The organism is Enterobacter cloacae complex sp. 385G4, assembly GCF_057320665.1.
Map to the genome: position 1 here is coordinate 214,843 of NZ_JBXWDD010000006.1, position 21,519 is coordinate 236,361.

The 21,519-nt window shown below is 56.1% G+C and carries 21 protein-coding genes, 1 tRNA gene and 1 pseudogene; 9 read left to right on the forward strand and 14 right to left on the reverse strand.

Features of this window, described 5'->3' with window-relative positions; all coding sequences use genetic code 11:
- Positions 1 to 78: 78 nt before the first annotated feature.
- A complete protein-coding gene (locus AC2FAJ_RS16860) occupies positions 79 to 1,224 on the forward strand; it encodes a porin (RefSeq protein WP_047367634.1) in 1,146 nt (381 codons plus the stop codon).
- Positions 1,225 to 1,346: 122 nt separating this feature from the next.
- Here the strand turns inward: AC2FAJ_RS16860 and mnmH are convergent, their stop codons facing one another.
- From mnmH to ppiB, 5 genes are all read right to left on the reverse strand, one after another.
- Positions 1,347 to 2,417: a tRNA 2-selenouridine(34) synthase MnmH gene (gene mnmH, locus AC2FAJ_RS16865; RefSeq protein WP_048957414.1), complete on the reverse strand. Its 1,071-nt coding sequence runs from the start codon at positions 2,415 to 2,417 to the stop codon at positions 1,347 to 1,349.
- Between the two features lie 84 nt (positions 2,418 to 2,501).
- Positions 2,502 to 3,569: a 5-(carboxyamino)imidazole ribonucleotide synthase gene (purK, locus tag AC2FAJ_RS16870; RefSeq protein WP_041911039.1), complete on the reverse strand. Its 1,068-nt coding sequence runs from the start codon at positions 3,567 to 3,569 to the stop codon at positions 2,502 to 2,504.
- Entirely contained in the window at positions 3,566 to 4,075 is a 510-nt protein-coding gene (gene purE / locus AC2FAJ_RS16875) for a 5-(carboxyamino)imidazole ribonucleotide mutase (RefSeq protein ID WP_006809824.1), read from the reverse strand. Before purE ends, purK begins: the two co-directional genes overlap by 4 nt.
- Positions 4,076 to 4,194: 119 nt before the next feature.
- On the reverse strand, positions 4,195 to 4,917 hold the full coding sequence (gene lpxH, locus AC2FAJ_RS16880) for a UDP-2,3-diacylglucosamine diphosphatase (RefSeq protein WP_485454334.1): 723 nt from the start codon (positions 4,915 to 4,917) through the stop codon (positions 4,195 to 4,197).
- 3 nt (positions 4,918 to 4,920) lie between these two features.
- Entirely contained in the window at positions 4,921 to 5,415 is a 495-nt protein-coding gene (gene ppiB, locus AC2FAJ_RS16885; RefSeq protein ID WP_000256009.1) for a peptidylprolyl isomerase B, read from the reverse strand.
- 175 nt (positions 5,416 to 5,590) lie between these two features.
- Here ppiB and cysS point away from each other — a divergent pair, with 175 nt between their 5' ends.
- On the forward strand, positions 5,591 to 6,976 hold the full coding sequence (gene cysS, locus AC2FAJ_RS16890; protein WP_041911037.1) for a cysteine--tRNA ligase: 1,386 nt from the start codon (positions 5,591 to 5,593) through the stop codon (positions 6,974 to 6,976).
- An 85-nt stretch (positions 6,977 to 7,061) separates the two neighbouring features.
- Here cysS and AC2FAJ_RS16895 read toward each other — a convergent pair whose 3' ends face one another.
- The 5 genes from AC2FAJ_RS16895 to folD all read right to left on the reverse strand — a co-directional run bounded on the left by AC2FAJ_RS16895 (position 7,062) and on the right by folD (position 11,619).
- Positions 7,062 to 7,583: a metal-dependent hydrolase gene (locus tag AC2FAJ_RS16895; RefSeq protein WP_485454335.1), complete on the reverse strand. Its 522-nt coding sequence runs from the start codon at positions 7,581 to 7,583 to the stop codon at positions 7,062 to 7,064.
- Positions 7,584 to 7,656: 73 nt separating this feature from the next.
- Positions 7,657 to 8,673, reverse strand: coding sequence for a Mal regulon transcriptional regulator MalI (gene malI / locus AC2FAJ_RS16900; protein ID WP_028012222.1), 1,017 nt, complete (start codon positions 8,671 to 8,673; stop codon positions 7,657 to 7,659).
- Positions 8,674 to 8,756: 83 nt separating this feature from the next.
- Positions 8,757 to 10,256: a PTS transporter subunit EIIC gene (locus AC2FAJ_RS16905; RefSeq protein WP_028012223.1), complete on the reverse strand. Its 1,500-nt coding sequence runs from the start codon at positions 10,254 to 10,256 to the stop codon at positions 8,757 to 8,759.
- A 282-nt stretch (positions 10,257 to 10,538) separates the two neighbouring features.
- Positions 10,539 to 10,751: a ribosome-associated protein YbcJ gene (gene ybcJ / locus AC2FAJ_RS16910; RefSeq protein ID WP_028012224.1), complete on the reverse strand. Its 213-nt coding sequence runs from the start codon at positions 10,749 to 10,751 to the stop codon at positions 10,539 to 10,541.
- 1 nt (position 10,752) lies between these two features.
- Positions 10,753 to 11,619: a bifunctional methylenetetrahydrofolate dehydrogenase/methenyltetrahydrofolate cyclohydrolase FolD gene (folD, locus tag AC2FAJ_RS16915; protein WP_028012225.1), complete on the reverse strand. Its 867-nt coding sequence runs from the start codon at positions 11,617 to 11,619 to the stop codon at positions 10,753 to 10,755.
- Between the two features lie 310 nt (positions 11,620 to 11,929).
- Here folD and fimA point away from each other — a divergent pair, with 310 nt between their 5' ends.
- The 6 genes from fimA to sfmF all read left to right on the forward strand — a co-directional run bounded on the left by fimA (position 11,930) and on the right by sfmF (position 17,941).
- Positions 11,930 to 12,493 carry a type 1 fimbrial major subunit FimA gene (gene fimA, locus AC2FAJ_RS16920; RefSeq protein WP_028012226.1) on the forward strand — a complete coding sequence of 188 codons (564 nt, stop codon included), beginning with the start codon at positions 11,930 to 11,932 and terminating at the stop codon, positions 12,491 to 12,493.
- A 68-nt stretch (positions 12,494 to 12,561) separates the two neighbouring features.
- The gene (gene fimI / locus AC2FAJ_RS16925; RefSeq protein ID WP_028012227.1) at positions 12,562 to 13,107 is read left to right on the forward strand and encodes a type 1 fimbrial protein subunit FimI; all 546 of its coding nucleotides are present in this window, start codon (positions 12,562 to 12,564) and stop codon (positions 13,105 to 13,107) included.
- 34 nt (positions 13,108 to 13,141) lie between these two features.
- Entirely contained in the window at positions 13,142 to 13,834 is a 693-nt protein-coding gene (gene fimC / locus AC2FAJ_RS16930; protein ID WP_028012228.1) for a type 1 fimbria chaperone FimC, read from the forward strand.
- A gap of 14 nt (positions 13,835 to 13,848) precedes the next feature.
- Positions 13,849 to 16,410: a fimbrial biogenesis usher protein gene (locus AC2FAJ_RS16935; RefSeq protein WP_041911034.1), complete on the forward strand. Its 2,562-nt coding sequence runs from the start codon at positions 13,849 to 13,851 to the stop codon at positions 16,408 to 16,410.
- Positions 16,403 to 17,410 carry a type 1 fimbria D-mannose specific adhesin FimH gene (gene fimH / locus AC2FAJ_RS16940; protein ID WP_045631416.1) on the forward strand — a complete coding sequence of 336 codons (1,008 nt, stop codon included), beginning with the start codon at positions 16,403 to 16,405 and terminating at the stop codon, positions 17,408 to 17,410. The genes AC2FAJ_RS16935 and fimH overlap by 8 nt, the downstream gene beginning before the upstream one ends.
- Positions 17,411 to 17,419: 9 nt before the next feature.
- Positions 17,420 to 17,941: a fimbria assembly protein gene (sfmF, locus tag AC2FAJ_RS16945; protein ID WP_028012231.1), complete on the forward strand. Its 522-nt coding sequence runs from the start codon at positions 17,420 to 17,422 to the stop codon at positions 17,939 to 17,941.
- Positions 17,942 to 17,992: 51 nt separating this feature from the next.
- On the opposite strand, the gene fimZ is transcribed toward sfmF, so the two are convergent.
- The 3 genes from fimZ to AC2FAJ_RS16960 form a co-directional block, all read right to left on the reverse strand.
- On the reverse strand, positions 17,993 to 18,625 hold the full coding sequence (fimZ, locus tag AC2FAJ_RS16950) for a fimbria biosynthesis transcriptional regulator FimZ (RefSeq protein WP_028012232.1): 633 nt from the start codon (positions 18,623 to 18,625) through the stop codon (positions 17,993 to 17,995).
- A gap of 812 nt (positions 18,626 to 19,437) precedes the next feature.
- Positions 19,438 to 20,154 carry a helix-turn-helix transcriptional regulator gene (locus AC2FAJ_RS16955; protein ID WP_041911031.1) on the reverse strand — a complete coding sequence of 239 codons (717 nt, stop codon included), beginning with the start codon at positions 20,152 to 20,154 and terminating at the stop codon, positions 19,438 to 19,440.
- A gap of 24 nt (positions 20,155 to 20,178) precedes the next feature.
- Positions 20,179 to 20,877, reverse strand: a complete 699-nt coding sequence (locus AC2FAJ_RS16960) for an EAL domain-containing protein (protein ID WP_047362396.1) — start codon at positions 20,875 to 20,877, stop codon at positions 20,179 to 20,181.
- 278 nt (positions 20,878 to 21,155) lie between these two features.
- On the opposite strand from AC2FAJ_RS16960, the gene AC2FAJ_RS16965 reads away from it, so the two are divergent.
- Positions 21,156 to 21,232: transfer RNA gene (locus AC2FAJ_RS16965), tRNA-Arg, on the forward strand.
- Positions 21,233 to 21,247: 15 nt separating this feature from the next.
- On the opposite strand, the pseudogene AC2FAJ_RS16970 reads toward AC2FAJ_RS16965, so the two are convergent.
- Positions 21,248 to 21,366 (reverse strand): annotated as a pseudogene (locus tag AC2FAJ_RS16970) (hypothetical protein); the annotation flags it as partial.
- Positions 21,367 to 21,519 lie beyond the last annotated feature (153 nt).

Below are 21,519 nucleotides of genomic sequence, written 5' to 3' on the forward strand. Positions count from 1 at the left end.
CCCGCCCACACAGCCCGAAAATTTCCGGTTAATATTCACCAGCTAAATATTTAGCAGCGTGTCTATTAAGGAAAAATAATGACTATAAAAAAATCAGCGCTGGCGGCAACGATCGGCGCGGCAGTGGCATTGACTACTTTTGCATCTCAGGCAGAAATCACCGTACTTAAGCAGGATCCTCAGGCGGGTAACCCGCTGAGCCGCCTGAACTTCACCGTTGGCGGCAGCATTCGTCCGCAATTCCAGAACATGACCGGCGATGACGGCAAAAACGGCTACAAGCGTAACGGCTTTGACGGCGGTACCCGCTTCCGTTTCGCGGCAGACTACTACCTGTTCGATGACATCAGCTGGATCAGCTACTACGAGCTTGGTGTGAACATTCCGGCGCAGTTTAACTGGGATAACCACTACGCCGACGGCGCGCACGACACCTCACGCCGTATGCTCTACACCGGCCTGAAGAGCGATACCTGGGGTACGCTGACCTTCGGCCAGCAGAACAGCGTTTACTATGATGTGGTGGGCGCGAAAACCGATATCTGGGACTACGACATGATCGGCCAGGCGCCGGGTAACGGGATCAACGGCGACTACGACGGCTCTTACCGTTCACGCCAGATGCTGAAATATAAGAAAACCGTGGGCGATGCGGACATCTATGCATCCTACCTGTTTGAAGACAGCGAATACCTGCCGGGCAACGGCCTGCGCTACAAGCGGAAAGGTGGCGGCTCACTGGGTATCGATTACCACTTGACCACCGATCTGACCTGGGGCGCTGCGTGGAACTACACCCGTGCGGACATGCGTAATCCGGACAACGGCGACAGCAAATCCTACGACCAGAATATTGTCGGTACTGCGCTGAGCTGGACGCCGGACAACTGGACCTTCTCCGCTGGCGGCGGCTGGTACCAGAACTTCCTGACCACCAAAAAAGTGTCTGTTAACGACTACTTTGCGGGCGACGCGTGGGGTATTGAATACTTCGCAGGGTACAAATTCCCAATCGGTCAGTACGCGGTGAAATCCATCCAGCCTTACTTCATGGGTGACCGCATCGAGTACGTGAACGGCCGTAACTACCAGCGCATCGACAACGGCGTGGGTATCAGCTTCCAGCTGGATTACGGTTTCCGCGTGGATTACGAACACGTGTTCACCTCCAGCACCGACAACCTGGGCGACATGAACCTGGTGCGTCTTCGTTACGACTTCTAAGCGGTCTTGTAGGTTGCGGGCTGATGCCCTCACCCTGACCCTCTCCCACCGGGAGAGGGAACAAACATCAAAAACGGCAACCAGGTTGCCGTTTTGCTTTTACCTCGCCACCCGGCTTTCTTTTAGCGGTTAAGCCAGTCAGCGACCTCGCCGTACGTCCCGCGATAGACAATCTTCTCCGCCTTTTTCTCCAGCTGATAGCCGTACATCGGGTCGTAATAGTCCTTCAGCAGCGGTACAAGCCAGCTGAAGTGCGCGTCGGTGCTGCCCGTTCGCTGTTGTTCGGCAAGTGCCGCGTCCAGTAGCGCCGTAAATTCCGCAAAACGCTGTAGCCCAAGCCGACGGCGAATGGCAAACAGGCCGTGGTGCAGGTACTCGCTGTACTCCTTCCAGCCCGCCTCCTCACCGTACGCGGCAGTAAAATCCGCCCACATGTGGTCAAAATACTCTTCGCGCAGGCGCTCAAGACGGGTTTCAAACGGGTCTTCGACGACAACGATAGGGGCGTCAACCATGCGGTCGCGCAGGCACTCCGGCAGGTGGTTGGAGCCAATCATCCGGCCCTCGTCCTCCAGCACCCAGCGCGCGGCGTCTTTTTTCAAAAGCTCAACCGCAAGGTGATTCTCAAAGCTCGCCTGGGAAAGCTGCGGCGTAAGCGTGCGGCCAAACGACGAGCCGCGATGGTGCGCCAGCCCTTCCAGATCGATGCCCTGCGCGTGCTGCTTCACCAGCAGCGTTTTACCGTTGCCGGTACAGCCGCCAATAAGCACCATCGGCTTTTGCGACTGCTCAATGGTGACCTGAATTGCCGTCTGGCGCAGGGCCTTATAGCCGCCGCGGATCAGCGGGTAGTCGATGCCAGCCTCTTTCAGCCAGGCCTGAGAGATATGCGAGCGCTGACCGCCGCGCGCGCAGCAGAGATAGCCCTCGGGGTGCGCAAGGCTGGCTTCACGCCAGGCGTTAATGCGCGCCTCCCGCGTCTCGCCGCTCACCAGGCTATGGCCGAGCGCCAGCGCGGCGTCGGGTCCCTGGCGCTTATAGCAGGTACCGACGGCGGCACGCTCGTCGTCGTTCATTAAGGGCAGGTTGAGTGCGGCGGGCATCGCACCCTGGGCAAATTCGATCGGCGCGCGAACGTCGATTAAAGGGGTATCAGACGCGAGGATCGCGCGATAGTCCGTTCCATCGTTCATGGTGATTCCAGAAGAAAACTCAGCAGCAATGGGCGGGGATTGTACGCCGGGGAAGGGGAAGGTCAACTCCCCGGCGCAGATGTCTTACTTGAGCTTTGACTGTGCCCAGACAATTCCGCTCGCGTATTCTGGCGGCAGGAGAGGAACGATCGCCTCCAGGGTGGCGCTCAGGCGGTCGGTATCGCTGTCGTTCAGGTTGAGATGACCCACTTTACGACCCGCGCGAACCTCTTTGTCATACCAGTGCAGATGCACCAGCGGCAGCTTCAGCCAGTCGTAGTTCAGATCGGTCCCGATCAGGTTTATCATCACCGACGGGCTGTTAACGACGGGCTGTGGCAGCGGCAGGTCGGTGATGGCACGCAGGTGCAGTTCGAACTGGCTGATGGAGGCGCCGTTTTGCGTCCAGTGGCCGCTGTTGTGCACGCGCGGCGCCAGCTCGTTGATCAGCAGGCCCGACGGCGTGACGAAGCACTCCATCGCCATCACGCCCACGTAGTCCAGCTCGTGCATGATGGCAGAAAGCATCTCTTCCGCCTGCGCCTGCTGGTCGGCATTGGCGTGCGGGAAGGCGACGCTGGTGCGCAGAATGCCGTCCTGATGCAGGTTATGCGTCAGCGGGTAAAACACCGTGCGGCCATCGTGCCCGCGTGCGCCAACCAGCGACACTTCGCCGCTGAAGTTGATGCCCTGCTCAACGATGCACTCGCCGTAGCAGTCGTCCGGCAGCTCGGCGGTGTCGCCTGCGCGCAGGCGCCACTGGCCGCGGCCGTCGTAGCCACCCACGCGGCGCTTCACGATCGCCAGTTCGCCCAGCATGGCGAAGACGTCATTCCACTCGCTTTTATCAGACAACAGCTGCCACGGGGCGGTTGCGAGGCCCAGCTTGTCGAACAGCTGCTTCTGCGTCAGACGGTCGGCAATGATCGGGAACACGTCGCGGTTCACAAAGGCGTTATGGCGCGCCAGCTCGCGGGTCAGGGCGGTTTCCGGCCAGCGTTCAATTTCGGCGGTGATTACGCTCTGATGGAACGGCACCGCTTCCGGCTCGGCGTCCAGCCCGACGGGCCAGACGGCAATCCCCAACGGTTCGCCAGCCTGACGCAGCATGCGGCCCAGCTGGCCGTTGCCGAGGACGCAAACCTGCTTCATGCCGCACCCCGCGGGTCCGGATTATCCAGCACCTCGTCGGTCTGGGCTTTACGCCACTCCGCTAGGCGTTGGTGTAAATCTTTGTCGTGCGTTGCAAGAATTTGCGCGGCCAGCAGGGCGGCGTTCGCCGCGCCCGCTTTGCCAATTGCCAGCGTACCGACAGGAATACCGCGCGGCATCTGGACGATGGAGTAGAGGCTATCGACACCGCTTAACGCGGCGCTTTGAACAGGGACGCCCAGAACCGGCACCAGCGTTTTGGCGGCAATCATGCCCGGCAGATGTGCTGCGCCGCCCGCACCGGCAATAATCACCTCATACCCGTTCTCTTCGGCGCTTTCGGCGAAGCTGAACAGTTTGTCCGGCGTACGGTGTGCGGAAACCACTTCAACGTGGTGCGGAACATTCAGGATTTCAAAGATTTCGGCGGCGAACTGCATGGTAGCCCAGTCGCTTTTGGACCCCATCACGATGGCGACACGCGCCGGATTATTGCGGGAAGACATGCGTCTTAAAACTCCTGTGGTGCGAAACACACTGCTTTCGAGGGCACAGAGAATAGCATGTTATACGGGCAAGGAAAACGGTTGCGTGGCTGAGAAACAAGCGAAACGACGAGAAAACGTTAAAACGGAAAAGCGATCAGTTCGACACCTTCCGGGGTGACTTTGACCATCGAACCCTCAGTATGCCATGCGCCCAATACCACGCGATGGGCCGGTTCACCGTTGACGCTCAGAGAATGCACGTCCGGGCGATGGGTATGACCGTGGATCAGCCACTGAACGCCATGCTTTTCCATCACGCTCACCACAGCTTGCGGGTTAACGTCCATGATGGTCAGAGATTTGCTGCTATTGGCGGCTTTGCTGCCCGCACGCATTCTGGCGGCGATGCGGTTGCGGATAAACAGCGGCAGGGCAAGGAACACCTTCTGGATCCACGGGGTGTGGACCTTGGCGCGAAACGCCAGGTAGCCGGTATCGTCGGTGCAGAGTGTGTCGCCGTGCATGATCAGTACCTTGCGGCCATAGAGATCGAGCACCTGTTCTTCCGGCAGCAGCGTCATACCGCTTTCGCGGGCGTAGCGCTTGCCGAGCAGGAAATCACGGTTGCCGTGAATGAAGTAGCAGGGGACGCCAGAATCTACCAGCGTTTTAATGGCGGCAGCCATTTCACGATGCAGCGGGTTAGGATCGTCGTCGCCAATCCATGCTTCAAACAGATCGCCCAGGATGTACAGCGCATCGGCGCCTTTCGCTTCACCGCGTAAAAAACGCAGAAAACCGGCGGTTATCGCCGGTTCTTCTGTTTGCAGATGCAGATCCGCAATAAAGAGTGTCGCCACGAATTACTCGCTGACGGTCACGCTTGTAATCACAACGTCTTCTTTAGGAACGTCCTGGTGCATGCCGCTGCGGCCGGTAGAGACGGCTTTGATCTTGTCGACCACGTCCATACCTTCAACCACTTCTGCGAACACGCAGTAGCCCCAACCCTGCAGGCTTTCGCCGGAGAAGTTCAGGAAGTCGTTGTCCGCTACGTTGATGAAGAACTGCGCGGTGGCAGAGTGTGGTGCCTGAGTACGGGCCATTGCCAGCGTACCGCGGGTGTTTTTCAGGCCGTTGTTCGCTTCGTTTTTGATCGCTTCTTTGGTCTCTTTCTGGCGCATGCCAGGCTCAAAACCGCCGCCCTGGATCATAAAGCCGTTGATCACGCGGTGGAAAATAGTGTTGTTGTAGAAACCTTCGCGGCAGTAGTCCAGGAAGTTTTTAACTGTTTCAGGCGCTTTGTCATCAAAGGTCTTGATTACGATATCGCCATGATTAGTGTGGAAAGTAACCATTTTTGCATCCTGTTCCGTTATTGTGGTACGTCGACCCGCCTTCGGGTCATATATAGGGGCTTGTTATAGCATAACCACAGGACGCGATCACCTTGCATTGTGTGCTGATCCTATTCCGAATTATGGGTATTATATGGAACAAACAACTCACACACGTGTTTACATGGAATCTTCGATGTTAAAAATCTTTAATACAATGACGCGCCAGAAAGAGGAATTTAAACCTATCCATGCCGGGGAAGTCGGCATGTACGTGTGTGGTATTACGGTTTACGATCTCTGTCATATCGGCCATGGCCGTACCTTTGTCGCGTTCGACGTGGTCTCTCGCTACCTGCGCTTCCTGGGCTATAACCTGAAGTACGTGCGTAACATCACCGACATCGACGACAAAATCATCAAGCGCGCTAATGAAAACGGTGAAAGCTTTGTTGCGCTGGTGGATCGCATGATCGTTGAGATGCACAAAGATTTTGACGCCTTAAATATTCTGCGTCCGGACAGCGAGCCGCGTGCGACCCACCATATCCACGAAATTATCGAGATCACCGAAAAGCTGATCGAACGCGGTCATGCGTACGTAGCGGAAAACGGCGACGTGATGTTCTCCGTGCCGACGGACCCAACCTACGGCGCGCTTTCCCGTCAGGACCTGGACCAGCTGCAGGCCGGCGCGCGCGTGGACGTGGTGGACGTGAAGCGTAACCCGATGGACTTCGTGCTATGGAAGATGTCCAAAGAGGGTGAACCAAGCTGGCCATCCCCGTGGGGCGAAGGCCGTCCGGGCTGGCACATTGAATGTTCAGCGATGAACTGCAAGCAGCTGGGCAACCATTTCGACATTCACGGCGGCGGTTCGGATCTAATGTTCCCGCACCACGAAAACGAAATTGCGCAGTCCACCTGCGCCCACGGCGGCGAGTATGTTAACTACTGGATGCACTCCGGGATGGTGATGGTTGACCGCGAGAAGATGTCGAAATCGCTGGGCAACTTCTTCACCGTGCGCGACGTGCTGAAGTATTACGACGCGGAAACCGTGCGCTACTTCCTGATGTCTGGCCACTATCGTAGCCAGTTGAACTACAGCGAAGAGAACCTGAAGCAGGCGCGCTCGGCGCTGGAGCGTCTGTACACCGCGCTGCGTGGCACCGACAAATCTGTGCCTGCGGCGGGCGGCGAAGCGTTCGAAGCGCGCTTCGTTGAGGTGATGAACGATGACTTCAACACCCCGGAAGCCTACTCCGTACTGTTCGACATGGCGCGCGAAGTGAACCGCCTGAAGTCAGAGGACATGGCGGCGGCGAATGCGCTGGCATCTCATCTGCGTAAGCTCTCTTCCGTGCTCGGCCTGCTGGAGCAGGAGCCGGACGCGTTCCTGCAGAGCGGTGCGCAGGCGGACGACGGTGAAGTGGCGGAGATTGAAGCGCTGATTAAAGCGCGTCTGGAAGCGCGTCAGGCCAAAGACTGGGCGGCGGCGGATGCGGCGCGTAACCGTCTGACCGAGATGGGGATCATTCTGGAAGACGGCCCGCAGGGGACGACCTGGCGTCGTAAGTAAGTCTGTAACGCCCGGTGGCGCTAACGCTTACCGGGCCTACGGGTAAAAGTAGGCCGGGTAAGGCGCAGCCGCCACCCGGCTTTTTTTACCTTCTTTTCCACCACAACATCCCCATCAGCACCACCCCCGGCAGCCACACCCACAGCAGTTCCGAGGTAATGACCTCATGCCCGTACGGCGTGGCGTAGCGCGACAGCGCAAACGGCGCGACCTTAATCACCTGCCACGGCGCAAAGAAGCGCTCGTCTGACCACGGCCACAGCCAGCCGACGCCTTTTCCGCCGGTGGTAACGGAATCCAGCAGGCTGTGCGACAGCAGTGAAACGGTTAAGAACAGCCAGCAGCGCGTCAGGCTGGCCCGGAACCATCGTCGGCCAATCAGCACGCAGAGTATCGGTACCGCAAAGGCAAACAGCAGCGAATGGGTAAAGCCGCGGTGGCCGATAATATTCCCGTAGGCGACGCCGAATTTGAACGCCAGCACGTCGGCGTCCGGCAGCATGGCGAGCACGATCCCGGCAAACAGCAGGCGGGGAGGGATGACTTTCGTTCCCAGACCTAAGCCCAGGCAAAGGGGAACAGCAGCGTGAGTGATAACGGTAGGCATTGCAATTATCCATGGCAAATCACAGCAATATAGCAGCGAATTCGCTGCAGCAAACCTGTGTCAAATTCTGATTTTACGCCGACTCGCGGGCGATAAGCTGCCCGGACAGCGTAATGCGCTGGGTTTGCAGATCCGGCTCCTTAAGCTTGCGGATAATCAGCCCCGCCGCCTGTCGTCCTGTTTCATCGCTGGCCGAAGAGACGTAGGTGAAGGAAGGGGAGGTGAGGTTGACGTGGAGCATATCTTCAAAACCGATCAGCGCCACCTGCTGGGTCAGGAACACGTCTTTCCCCACGGTGCGGCCCACCTGATGAATGCCGGAAATGGAGCCGATCATCGCATCCGGGGAGTGGCAAAGCAGGGCGGTGATGGAGCTGTTTTTCTCCAGCAGCTGGCGCGTTGCCATCGCGGCGGCCTGGGTGTCGTCGCTGCAGGCCGGTGAATAATCATCGCGCCAGACCAGCCCGTTTTGCGTCATCGCGCTGCGAAAGCCGAGCAGGCGCTGCTCGCGAATAAGACAGCCCTCGCGCCCGCCAATGTAGGCGATCGTGCGGTGTCCGCGTTCGATAAGATAGCGTGCGGCCAGGTTCGCCGCCTGGCGATTATCGCGCATGACCAGATTGCATTTTTCGTCCAGCAGAGACTGCGAGACCGCCACCAGCGGCAGCGGGCACTGGCGGATCTGCTCCGGTAAAGCGGCGTTACGGGTGTCAGACGCCAGATAAATAACGCCCGCGACGCCCTGCTGCTTAAACGACAGCAGGGTCCGTTCCAGATGTTCCTGGTCGTTCAGCGGCTGGCCGAGAAACACCATATAACCCTGCTTCTCCAGCTCCTGAACGATGCTCGCCATCACCTTGATGGAAAAGCTGTCGCTGAAGTCGCGCAGGATCAGGCCGATAAGATTGGAGGTGTTGGCGCGGAGGTTGGCAGCGGCAACGTTATGAACATAGCCCAGCGTCGTGATGGCGGCATTGACCTTCTCGATCGTCGCCTCTGAGATTTTCCCTTTCTGACGTAGCACCAGCGACACGGTAGAGACCGAGACGCCCGCGTGCTTTGCGACATCAATGATGCTGACTTTCTTCAAAACCGCTCCCTGAAATTTACCGATTATCAGCCGGATAAGACACGTCTCCCAGCGTACAGGAGACGTGTCGTTCAGGCATCTTATTATTTGCCGATCATGGTGGACATGGTCTGGGCGATAAACTGTGCTCTGGCACCGAAAATCACCTGGATCCCGTTGTCGCCGACGAAGACCACGCCGCGCGCGCCGAGCCCGTTCAGTCCGTCCCTGTCCACCGCATCGCTCTTCGCCACTTCCAGACGCAGGCGGGTGATGCATGAGCCGACGGAGTCAATGTTCTGCGCGCCGCCCAGCAGGCCGATGATTTCGGTGGCAAGTTCGGAATCGGACTTGTCATTCGCGCTGGCGGTCACCTCCGTACGGCCCGGCGTTTTCACGTCGAAGCGACGGATCACGAAGCGGAACGTGAAGTAGTAAATCAGCGCCATCGGAATGCCGATGATAATGGCACTCAGGAAGTTGGTCTGATAGCCGTTAAACGACGGCAGGATCCCGAACGACAGGTAGTCGATAAAGCCCGCCGAGAACGATTTGGCGATATGCGCGTGCAGCAGGTACATGGTCATGTACGCCAGGCCCGCCATGATGGCGTTGAAGACGTACAGAATCGGCGCCACGAAGATAAAGGTGAACTCTACCGGCTCGGTGATCCCCGTCAGGAAGCAGGTGAGGGCAGCGGAGAAGAGAATACCGGCCGCGATTTTCTTATTCTTCGTATGCGCTTCGTGGTACATCGCCAGGCATGCCGCGGGCAGCGCGAACAGCATCAGCGGGAATTCGCCCTGCATGAACTTACCGGCGTTCTGGTAGGTGTCGCTGCTGAAGGATTTCACCCCCTCTTCGAGCATTTTGAACCAGATGGTCTGGTCACCGTGGATCACCTGGCCCGCCTGGGTGGTGTAATCCCCGAACGAATACCAGAAGGACGGATACCAGATGTGGTGCAGGCCGAGCGGGATCAGCGCGCGCTCCACCAGCCCGAAGATAAAGGTTGATGCCGCCTGGTTATCACCGTTTACGATCACGGAGAGCGCGTCGATACCGGCCTGAATATGCTGCCAGACGTACGGTAGCAGCAGCCCCATCAGGAAAGAGAGGAACGCCGTGGCGATCGCCACAAAGCGCTTCCCGGAGAAGAAGCCCAGGAACTCCGGGAGCTGCATGGTGTGGAAGCGGTTGTAGCACCAGGCTGCGAGAATGCCGCAGATAAGCCCGCCGAAGACGCCCATCTGCAGCGTCGGGATGCCGACCACCATGGCATATTTTCCGCCCTGTGAGGCCATTTCCGGCGTAATGCTTAATACGGTACTGATGGTGATGTTAGTGACAAACACCGACACCGCCGCCGAGAGTGCTGCAATGCCGGATTCCGAGGCCAGACCTACAGCAGAGCCGATGGCAAACAGCATCGGCAGGTTATCAAAGATAACCCCGCCAGCGTTCATCATCAGCGGCAGGTGGAACTTATCGCCGAAGGCCAGCAGCAGGCCCGCAGCGGGAAGCAGTGAAATTGGCAGCATTAAGGCGCGACCAATCATCGATAACTTAGACAGCGATTTAACAAACCCTGATATCAGACTCATGCTGATTTCCCCCGAGTAGCGCTTTTTAAGCGCTGTTATTGTAAGTAGAACGTTTTAGTAGAACGTTCTACTTATCGTGGGGAAAGAGTGAAAAACGCGCAACTGAAATCTCACCTTTCAACAGATGAAATAGTGATTATTTGAAGTTGATCGATAAATAACCGTGATGGGTGTGAGGGGATAGAGATAGAAATTGCCGGGTGGCGGCTTCGCCTTACCCGGCCTACAAACGGAGACAGTACGTAGGCCCGGTAAGCGCAGCGCCACCGGGCAACAAACGGCTTACGCCGTTACGGTCACGCTCTGCCCTTCAAAACTCACGGTCTGGCCGGCGACAATCTTGCAGCGCTTGCGGGTTTCCACCACGCCGTCTACTTTCACCTGCCCGTCGGCGATAACGATTTTCGCCTGCGCGCCGCTTTCGCTCCAGCCTTCGAGCTTGAGCAGATCGCACAGCTCAACGTGCGGGTGTTTGCCTAATGAAAATGTGGCCATCTTATGCTTCCTCTACATCGTGGTACTCTTCGCATGCCTGCAAAGTATTCTGAATCAGCGTTGCTACAGTCATCGGGCCAACGCCGCCCGGCACTGGCGTAATGTAAGAGGCGCGAGCCGCGGCATCTTCATACACCACGTCGCCGACTACTTTGCCGTTTTCCAGACGGTTAATCCCGACGTCCACGACAATCGCGCCCTCTTTGATCCACTCGCCCGGAATAAAGCCCGGCTTGCCGACCGCGACGATCAGCAGATCGGCGTTTTCAACGTGGTGACGCAGGTTTTTGGTAAAGCGGTGGGTCACGGTGGTGGTGCAGCCGGCCAGCAGCAGCTCCATGCTCATCGGACGGCCCACGATATTGGACGCGCCGATGACCACGGCGTTCAGGCCGTAGGTGTCGATGTTATAACGCTCCAGCAGCGTCACGATGCCGCGCGGGGTGCACGGGCGCAGACGCGGCGCGCGCTGGCACAGGCGGCCCACGTTGTACGGATGGAAACCGTCGACGTCTTTATCTGGCGCGATACGCTCCAGCACCTTCACGTTGTCGATGCCCGCAGGCAGCGGCAGCTGAACCAGAATGCCGTCGATCTCTTTATCGGCATTCAGGGTGTCAATAAGTTCCAGCAGTTCCGCTTCGCTGGTGGTTTCCGGCAAATCGTAAGAGCGGGAGACGAACCCCACCTCTTCACACGCTTTGCGTTTGCTGCCGACATAAATCTGTGATGCCGGGTTGCTGCCAACCAGCACAACGGCCAGCCCGGGAGCGCGTTTTCCGGCGGCTTTACGCGCCTTCACTTTTTCCGCGACCTCAGAGCGCACCTGCTGCGCAATCGTTTTACCGTCAATAATCTTTGCTGCCATCAGAGAGAAGATTCCGTCTGTAACGTTTAAAAGGGGGGATTGCCTGTATTTTGTCAGAAGCGAGCGCCGCTGTCAGTCACCCTTTACGAGTTTTCATCCGTGAGGCGCAAAAACCCTTCTTAAGTGATGGTCAATTTCTTAGACGGGATTAGGATGTGACCTGGCGAAATGGCAGTGTTTTGACATATTTAAAAATTACATCCTGAGCTACTTTGTCTCCTCCGAAATAAGTTTTCAATTATGCAATTGAACGTATTTCTTATTCCCGATTTTTCGCGGGAAGGGTTATTTACATTTTAAAGGAATAGACATGAAACTCAGCAACATTGCTTCTTCTGTTATTGCAACACTGGCCCTGGTCGCGGGTGCCGCTAATGCAGCCGATCCCGTTACGCCGGTTACCGTAAATGGCGGTACCGTGCATTTTAAAGGTGAACTGGTTAATGCTGCTTGTTCAGTAAATACCGATTCTTCCGAGCAGACGGTTAATCTCGGTCAGTATCGTACCGCGAAATTCACCAAAGTGGGCGACACCACCTCTAATATTCCGTTCAACATTGAACTGAATGACTGCGATCCGCTGGTTGCGAAAACCGCTGCCGTTGCTTTCACCGGCCAGATCGACGCGACCGACAAAACCCTGCTGGCCGTGACGTCCGGTAACAACGACAACACCGCGAAAGGCGTGGGTATCGAGATCCTCGATAGCAAATCCAGCGTGCTGACCCCGGACGGTGCCACCTTCTCTGCCGCGAAAGACCTGATTAAAGGGACTAACACCCTGCAATTCACCGCGCGCTACAAATCAACGGCTGCAACCACCGAGCCAGGCCAGGCGAACGCTGACGCCACCTTCGTAATGAAATACGAATAATACCCTCGCACAGGGATGTTCAGGCCTCAGGGACGAGGCCCGTCATACGCTACTGCCAGGAACGAAGGATGACAAGGACTGGAACACTACTGCTGTTAACCCTTGCGATGGCCTGCCCGGCATCGGCGCATACCGTGGTGATCGAAGGCGGCAAGGTGCATCTTCGTGGGGAGCTGGTAAACGGCGGCTGCGCCGTGGCGCCCGACAGCCAGAATATGCGCATCGACATGGGGCAGTACCGAACCAATTCATTTTCCGGTGTGGGCAGCTTTTCAACGGTTAATGTGCCGTTCACCGTGCGGCTGCTGGACTGCAGCGTGGATGTCTCCCGCATCGTGGGGATCCAGTTTCAGGGCGTGACGCCCGCGGAAGATCCGCAGGTTTTTCTGGCGACATCGCGGCCAGGTGAAACGCCTGTCAGCAGCGGCGTAGGGCTGGCGCTTTTTGATGAGCAGCAGCGTCAGATTATCCCGAATGCGACGGCCGTCAGCTGGTTGCCCGTGAATACCAGCGAGCTCGCATTTCATTTTAGCGCCCGCTATCGCGCTATTTCCGAACACCTCGTGCCAGGCAATATTCAGTCGGATGTCTGGTTTACGTTGATTTATCCATAACACCTGCGAACACATTATTAAAGGTACGGTTTTGATGAATATGCTAATTAAACCAGGACTGCTTTTATCGTTTATTTTAATGATGGTTTCTGCTTGCGCGAATGCTTCCGGCGGTATTGCGCTGGGGGCCACGCGCGTTATTTATCCGGCGGATGCGAAGCAAACGTCGCTGGCGATCACCAACAGCAATAAACAAGAACGCTACTTAATTAACGCGTGGATCGAAAATGCCAGCGGGCAAAAGGAAAAAACCTTTGCCGTCACGCCGCCGCTGTTCGTTAGCGAGCCGGACAGCGAAAACACGCTGCGTATTATTTACGCCGGGCCCGCGCTGCCCGCCGATCGCGAATCGCTCTTTTACATGAACGTGAAGGCGATCCCGTCAGTGAACAAAGCGAAAACGGAAAATAATAACGTGCTGCAGCTGGCGATCCTTTCGCGCATCAAGCTGTTTGTGCGCCCGAATAACCTGGCGATGCAGCCGGATGAGGCGCTTTCCCAGCTGCGCTTTGAGCGCGTGGGGAACCATCTCAAAGTCAGCAACGCCTCGCCCTATTACATCACTCTGGTCAACCTGAAGCTGGGCGGTCAGACGCTGGAAAACCTGATGGTCGCGCCGAAAAACTCGGCTCAGCAGGTGCTGCCCGCCGGGGCCGGCGGTACGCTCTCCTGGCAGAGCGTGAATGACTACGGCGCCATTACACCGGCGCGCAGCGTCAACCTGTGAGCAGAGTCAGGGCGATGAAAAACCACCAGGGACGTTACTGCCCGGTTGCACTGGCGCTGATGGCCGCGCTCTGGCCGCAGGCTGGCTGGAGCGAAAGCTACTTCAACCCGGCCTTCTTGTCCGACGACACCGCCAGCGTGGCGGATTTGTCGCGTTTTGAACAGGGGCACCAGCAGGCACCCGGCATCTATCGCGTGGATATCTGGCGTAACGATGAGTTTATCGGCACCCAGGACGTGCGTTTTGAACAGGCCGAGAACACGCCGCCGGTGGCGGGCGGCCTGTCGCCGTGCATTACGCGCGCGATGCTCGATCGCTTTGGCGTCAACGTTGCCGCATTTCCCGAGCTGGCGAAGGTGCAGGGTGAAACGTGCGTTCCATTGACCACGGCCATTCCCGGCAGCGAAACGGTATTTAACTTTGCTTCACAGCGCCTGAACGTCAGCCTGCCGCAGGTGGCAATGCAAAACAGCGCGCGCGGCTATATTCCGCCTGAACAGTGGGATGAAGGCATTCCCGCCGCGCTGGTGAACTACAGCTTTACGGGCAACCGGGGAAGCGAAGACGACAGCTATTACCTGAACCTGCAGAGCGGGCTGAACTATGGCGCCTGGCGTTTACGCAACAACGGCGCATGGCGCTACACGCAAAATAACGGGAAGCGGCGCAGCGAGTGGCAGAATATTGGCACCTGGGCGCAGCGCACCGTTATCCCACTGAAAAGTGAGCTGGTGCTGGGCGACAGCAACACCGGGAATGACGTTTTCGACAGCGTCGGTTTTCGCGGCGGGCGGCTCTATTCGTCTGACAGCATGTACCCCGACAGCCTGCAGGGTTATGCGCCGACCGTGCGCGGTATTGCCCGTACGCCTGCCAAAGTGGTGGTTCGTCAGAACGGCTACGTTATCTATCAAAGCTACGTCCAGCCCGGCGCGTTCGCCATTACCGATCTTAACCCGACCTCCTCCAGCGGTGACCTTGACGTCACGGTGGAAGAGAAAGACGGCAGCCAGCAGCGCTACACCGTGCCGTACTCCACCGTGCCGCTCCTGCAGCGTGAAGGGCGCTGGAAATATGACCTCGTGGCGGGGGATTACCGCAGCGGTAACAGCGACCAGGATACACCGTTCTTCGCCCAGGGCACCCTGATTACCGGCCTTGCTAACGGCTTTACGCTCTATGGCGGCACCCAGCTGGCGTCACGCTATACCGCAGTGGCCGTCGGGGCCGGAAAAAACCTCGGTGACTGGGGCGCAGTCTCCGTCGATATCACCCACGCCCGCAGCCAGCTCGCGGACGACAGCAAACATGAAGGTCAGTCCCTGCGTTTTCTGTATGCAAAATCGCTGAACGGGTTTGGCACCAACTTCCAGCTGCTGGGCTACCGCTACTCAACGAAGGGGTTTTACACCCTGGACGACGTGGCCTGGCGCTCAATGGAGGGCTACCAGTATGCCGATAGCCAGGACGATAACGATGTGCCGGACGTGCAGAGCTATCACAACCTGACGTGGAATAAAAAAGGCCGCTTCCAGCTCAACATTTCCCAGTCGCTGGGGGATTACGGCTCGGTCTATATCTCCGGGAGTGAGCAAACCTACTGGGGGACGGACGAAACGAACCTCTGGTATCAGCTGGGCTACGCGGGGGGCGTTAAGGGGATCAACTACTCCCTGTCATGGTCGTGGAACAAATCCGTCGGGATCGACGGTACCGACCGGATCGCGTCGTTTAACGTCTCCGTGCCGTTTAGCCTCTTTACCCGCCAGGGCTATCGCCGGGACAGCGCGATCGATCGCGCCTATGCCACCGCATCCGCCAGCCGAAACAGCGATGGCGACACGAGCTGGCAAACCGGCGTCAGCGGCACGCTGCTTGAGGACCGCAACCTGAACTACAGCGTGACCCAGGGACACGCCAGCACCAACGGCTCAAGCGGAAGCGCCAGCGCCAACTGGCAGGCAACCTACGGCACGCTGGGCGTGGGCTACAACTATTCCCGCGATCAGCACGATCTCAACTGGCAGCTCTCCGGTGGGGTAGTTGGCCATTCAGACGGCGTGACCTTCAGCCAGCCGCTGGGCGATACCAACGTGCTGATTAAGGCGCCGGGGGCATCAGGCGTCAGCGTGGAAAACCAGACCGGCGTGAAGACCGACTGGCGAGGCTACGCGGTCATGCCGTACGCCACCGTCTACCGCTACAACCGCGTGGCGCTGGATACCAATACCATGAGCAACAACACCGACATCGAAAACAACGTGAGCAGCGTGGTGCCGACCAAAGGCGCGCTGGTCCGCGCCAGCTTTGATACCCGCATTGGCGTGCGCGCCCTGCTGACGGTAACGCGCGGCAACCAGCCGGTGCCGTTCGGCGCCGTGGTGCGCGAAACCCAGAGCGGCGTGACCAGCATGGTGGGGGATGACGGGCAAATTTACCTGAGTGGGCTGCCGCTGGAAGGCGAACTGCTGGTCCAGTGGGGTAACGGGGCGCAGTCCCAGTGCCGTGCGCCTTACAGCTTGCCTGAAAAGAGCCTGCAACAGGCGATCACACTTAAGGGGATCCGCTGTGATTAAAATCCATATCTTTGCCTTGTCGCTTCTGGCAATCCTGCCCGCGACAAACGCGTTAGCCACCGTGTGCGTCAATGAAAAGGGCGTGCCGACGGAGGTGCATTACGACCTGACGGATAAATTCAACAGCTCGAATAACCAGGTTGGGCAGGTTGTCACCCTCAGCGAGAAATCGCAGTGGGTGGGGGTAAACGCCGTCTGCCCGAAGGGCACCGTCGGGAATACCACCAAGCGCAGCTACGTGACGGATTACCCGATCACCGGGACCAGCGATGGCTATCAGTATCTGAAGCTTAACGACTATCTGGACGGGGCGATGAAGATCACGGACAGCTATGCTGGCGCGTTTTATCCACCCAAAAACTATATCCAGATGGGGAGCCATCCGAACGTTTCAAAAAACAAACCGTTTGGCGTGCAGGATTCCAGCCTTATTTTCCGTCTTAAGGTGACCCGACGCTTTATTAATATGGTGGTGATCCCGCGTGCCACCATGTTCCGCGTTTACGTCACCACCACCTCCTCCGATCCGTTGACCACGCCGGTCTACACCATCAGCTACAGCGGAACCATACAGGTGCCGCAGAGCTGCGCCATCAACGCCGGCAATGTGGTTGAATTTGATTTCGGCGACATTGGCGCCTCCCTGTTCAGCAAGGCGGGCGTGGGTAACAAGCCGGAGGGCGTCTCATCGCAAAGTAAAACCATCGCGATTAAATGCACCAACGTGGAGGCAAACGCCATGCTGACGATGCGCGTCGAGGCTGAAAAGGTCTCCAATAATGTGGTGGTGTCGGATAACCCGGATGTGGGGTTTATCATTGCCAACGAGAGCGGTGCGCCGCTCACGCCTAACAACCTGACGAGCAAAATTCCGTTCCGCCTGGACGACAGCGCGCAGGCGCAGGTGGGGATCCGGGTCTGGCCGGTGAGCGTGACGGGCAACAAGCCAGCGGAAGGGCGCTTTACCTCGCGCGGATATTTGCGTGTGGATTACGACTAAGGAGCAGACATGCGAAACGGGATCCGTTTTATCACCGTGGCGCTCTTTGCGCTTTGCACCCAGGCTCAGGCGGAAACCGCATTGGGCGAAATTAATATTCGGCTCTACGGCAATATTGTCGATTTCACCTGCGTGGCAGAGGGTAACGATAGCGACAAAACGGTCACGCTGGGCACCTGGCCCACGAAGCAGCTCAACACCACGGGGAGCCGCACGCAGCCTATGCCCTTCACGCTGAAGCTGACCGGCTGTCCGCCCGGGGCGGCGTCCATTACGTTCTCGGGTAAGGCTGACGGGAGCAATAGCGGGTTGCTGGCGCTGAATGATGCCAGTACAGCGAGCCACGTCGCCGTCGAGATCAGGGATGCGGATAAAACGCGTCTGGCGCTTCAGCAGGCCAGCCAGCCGGTCACGGTTGATGCACAGGGGAATGCGACCCTATCATTTTATGCCAATTATATTGCTACGGCCGATAACCCTCAGCCCGGACGGGCTGATGCGGATGCTACCTTCATGATTAATTATAATTAGCGCTGACCGCACTCCCTGCAGCTCGGATAAACTGCAGGGAGTGAATTCAGGTTATAGCAGCTCGTGCGCTTTGGCGTAATCTATTAATTCCACGATGCTTTGTACGCCAAGCTTGGAATAAATATTGGATTTGTGCGCACTGATGGTCTTATTGCTCAACAGTAACTGTTCAGCAATCTCCTTATTGGATAATCCATTCGCCAGATAACGTAATACCGTGACCTCGCGATTCGATAATGGCATATCCGCTGCCATCCCTTTTCCCGAACCCATATGGTTTATAAAATTCAGCGTTTCCGACGGGAAAAAAGAATAACCCATCAGAATCATCTCTACGGCGTTGTAGATCTCACCCAAATCTTTTCGTTTACTGACGAAGCCGTTGGCCCCGGCGCGAATCGCACGACCCGCGTAAAATAACTCTGATTTAGAGGAGAGGAACAGAATCTTGATGTCTTTGTTTAAGTTTCTGATTCTCTTCAGTAAAGCGAAGGCATCTGTGCCCGTAAGTTCGATGTCAAGGATCACCAAATCGATAGGATGATTACGAATACAGTCAAGAACTTCATGGCTATCGCCAGACTTAAGCTTGACTGTGATATTTTTATTTTTCTGTAGCAGGACCTCTATCGACATTCTGACGATAGGATGTTCGTCCATAATGATAACGGATGCCGGTTTCATTTTTAATGCCTCAGATTGTTAAAAGCGTTATGTAGAGTTTTGTAAAACTCTCGAAATGCCGGAAGGATATAAAGTGCAGATCCCTATACCGTAGTATTTCCCTGGAAAGAGCGAAAGCATCCTTGTTTACGTAATGAAAAGAACAGTGCCTCAGCGCGGTCATCTCATTTGGCTGGTGTTGGCAAAAAGATTTTTCTTATTCAGATTTGGTACGCATCTTATTATACAGAGTAAGTTTTTTCCGAAAACCCTGTAAATTAGTCTCCGCTTATTGGTTTGTATTATCTTCTGGATCTTAATGGCTATGTTTTTAAATTTAGCGGAAATATCCTGTTATCCCATTTACCGCATCTTTTCATCTTTATGTAATAACAAAAAATAACAGATGTCTCTTTATGTTGCGTAATTGTTAATAAAAAAGACCGTCGATTCGGCGGGCGACCCAGGGTCAAAGAGGCGAAAAAGTGCCCTCGCAAGGTGTCAAACCTTCATCTGAAAGTGCTTAAGGCGCATCAACGTCACGCCATCATCGCGCAGGAGAACATGCTATTCACTTTGCTTTCCGCTCCTGGAGAGTGAAGCGAAGCTGCTTGTTTTTACATCATTATCATCTTATTAACGCCTTCTGCATTCACTTAACGGATGGAGGAAAGTGCTGCCTTTGGTTCATTCTGTGACATTTCACATGGTTCCGAACCATAAATTAGGAATAGTTATAAAATCGAATACATTGTTAAAATTTAACCATTTCATAACATGCGTGGTAAGTAAATTCCTAAAGCGCTTTAGGAAATAAGAAGTTAGTGCGTAAGTTAAAACGTGCAGTCAGAGAGGTTATTAAGAAGGTGTAACAATTCCTGGCGATGGCTCAGCCCCAGCTTAAGCAGGATGCAGCTGAGACGATAGATAATGCGGCTATAGGGGCGATTCTGCAGAAGGGCAATCTGACGCAGCGTCTTACCGCGGGCAAGCTCCTGCAAAATGGGCCATTCATTGCGGGAAAACCAGTCTTTATCGGACCCCTGCGGTGGGCGGGCATCCATCAGGCTGTGTTGAAGCCCTGCCGCGTTCATCTGACGTTCCAGCACGTGAAAAGGCCCCGCCGCTTTGCAGAAGAGGCGGGTATCATAATTATCTGCCCGGACCAGTAGCCACGGCGTCAGGAAGGGGGGATACAGGCTATGCCTTCTTAACTGATCCAGTTGATCAATCAGCCCGGTGGAACGGCTTTCTACATCCACCACCAGACGCGCTGAAGGCCATTGTGCCTGAGCGCCGAGCGCATCATCCAGCGAGATATAGTCGCAACAGCTGCTCAGGGGAAACTGTCCATTGAGAAAACCGGTGCGCAGAAAATGATCCTCCGTGACCAGAATGATAAACGGAGCGTCGGTTTTTCGGGGCTGGCTGATGGACTGGCTCAAAAACTCGAGCCGGTCGAAAAAGGGGGGAGCAAAAGGTGAGTGCGTAAATCCCAGTGCATCACTTCCTGTACGCCGCCGCCGGTAACGGCGCACTGTCATTCGCATGGTCTCCCTCCTGGAAATGGCTCTTTAATCCTCCGGCCATGTCCAGGACGGCCAGTAATATCCCTGGCCGAGATCTGCGCCTGCCTGCAGTGCCCAGGTGCGATCGCGTTCAGTCTCAATACCTTCGATGAGCACGCTCCCGGCCAGCTGAAAGCAACGTGAAACCAGCTGCCTCAGCGCGGGTGTAGCGCGTAAACGCCAGAATGCGCCCTTATCAATTTTGATGCCGTTCAACGGTAATCGACAAAATAAAAACGGCTGAATGACCGTTTCGTCGATGTCATCCAGCCATATACTGTGCCCCTGTTCCCGGAGTTTCGACAGGTTTTGAATGACGCGCTGCTTCTGTGCGGCAGAGAACGCCAGAAAGGCAGAGAGGTCAACAATCTCGATATTCAGCGGCGTGTTTTTCAGATTGATGAGCCGCTGAAAAGACGCTGGCTCTGTCAGAACGGTTATCGGCAGATTAATAAAAAGGTTATTACCGTGCGGCGTCTTTTTTAGTGCGGCAAGCTGCGCTTCAAGCAGCGTCATTGACCAGCCTGCCGACTGATGGCGGAAAAAATCCTCGCTGTGCTGCGTTTCGGACAGAATGCTAAGCACCTCCACGCCAACCTGACGCTGAGAGGTGAGGGCGACGACAGGCTCCAGTTTGATGCCGACGATGTCCTGAGAAATAAACTGTAACCGGGGGGGCGTATCGAACGGGTTTTGCGCTGTCACTCCATTGTCCTGTTGTCTGTCAGCCTCCAGGCGGCCGGGAAACCTCGCTCTAGTGTGACGAGCCGACGAGCAGGAAAACAGCAGGCGTTACTTAAATGCAACTAAGCCTTTTCGCAGCGCTAAATTTTACGATGAAACAGTGAGAAATGTTGAGAAAATAGCCGTATTTACAATCGGCTAGCGGTAATTGCCCCCGAAAACGGAAAAGGCATTGACTCACCTGACATTGACCGTATAATTCTTCGCGTTTCACCACCGCGAAGTTCACTCTTCTCAGTGCGCCCTTAGCTCAGTTGGATAGAGCAACGGCCTTCTAAGCCGTAGGTCGTAGGTTCGAATCCTACAGGGCGTGCCATTTAGAAACAGGCACTTACGCCAGTTTCAAACCAGCCTGATTTTCTCCTTCTGTCGTATTTGCGTCATGTTTGCCAAAATGGCATCAATTTTCCGTGCGTGTTCACTTAAATGGTTCAGCGCAAGGTGAGCATCCCCTTTTATCACGCATTAACTTGAGCAGGATCCTGCAGAGATTTGCGCTTGCCAAAGCATAGATAATGCGTATAGTTCTCATTTGCATTGCAACCAATATATTCTAAGGCCCGTCCACGGGCTATTTTTGCGCGCACTTTCAAACGAGTTAAC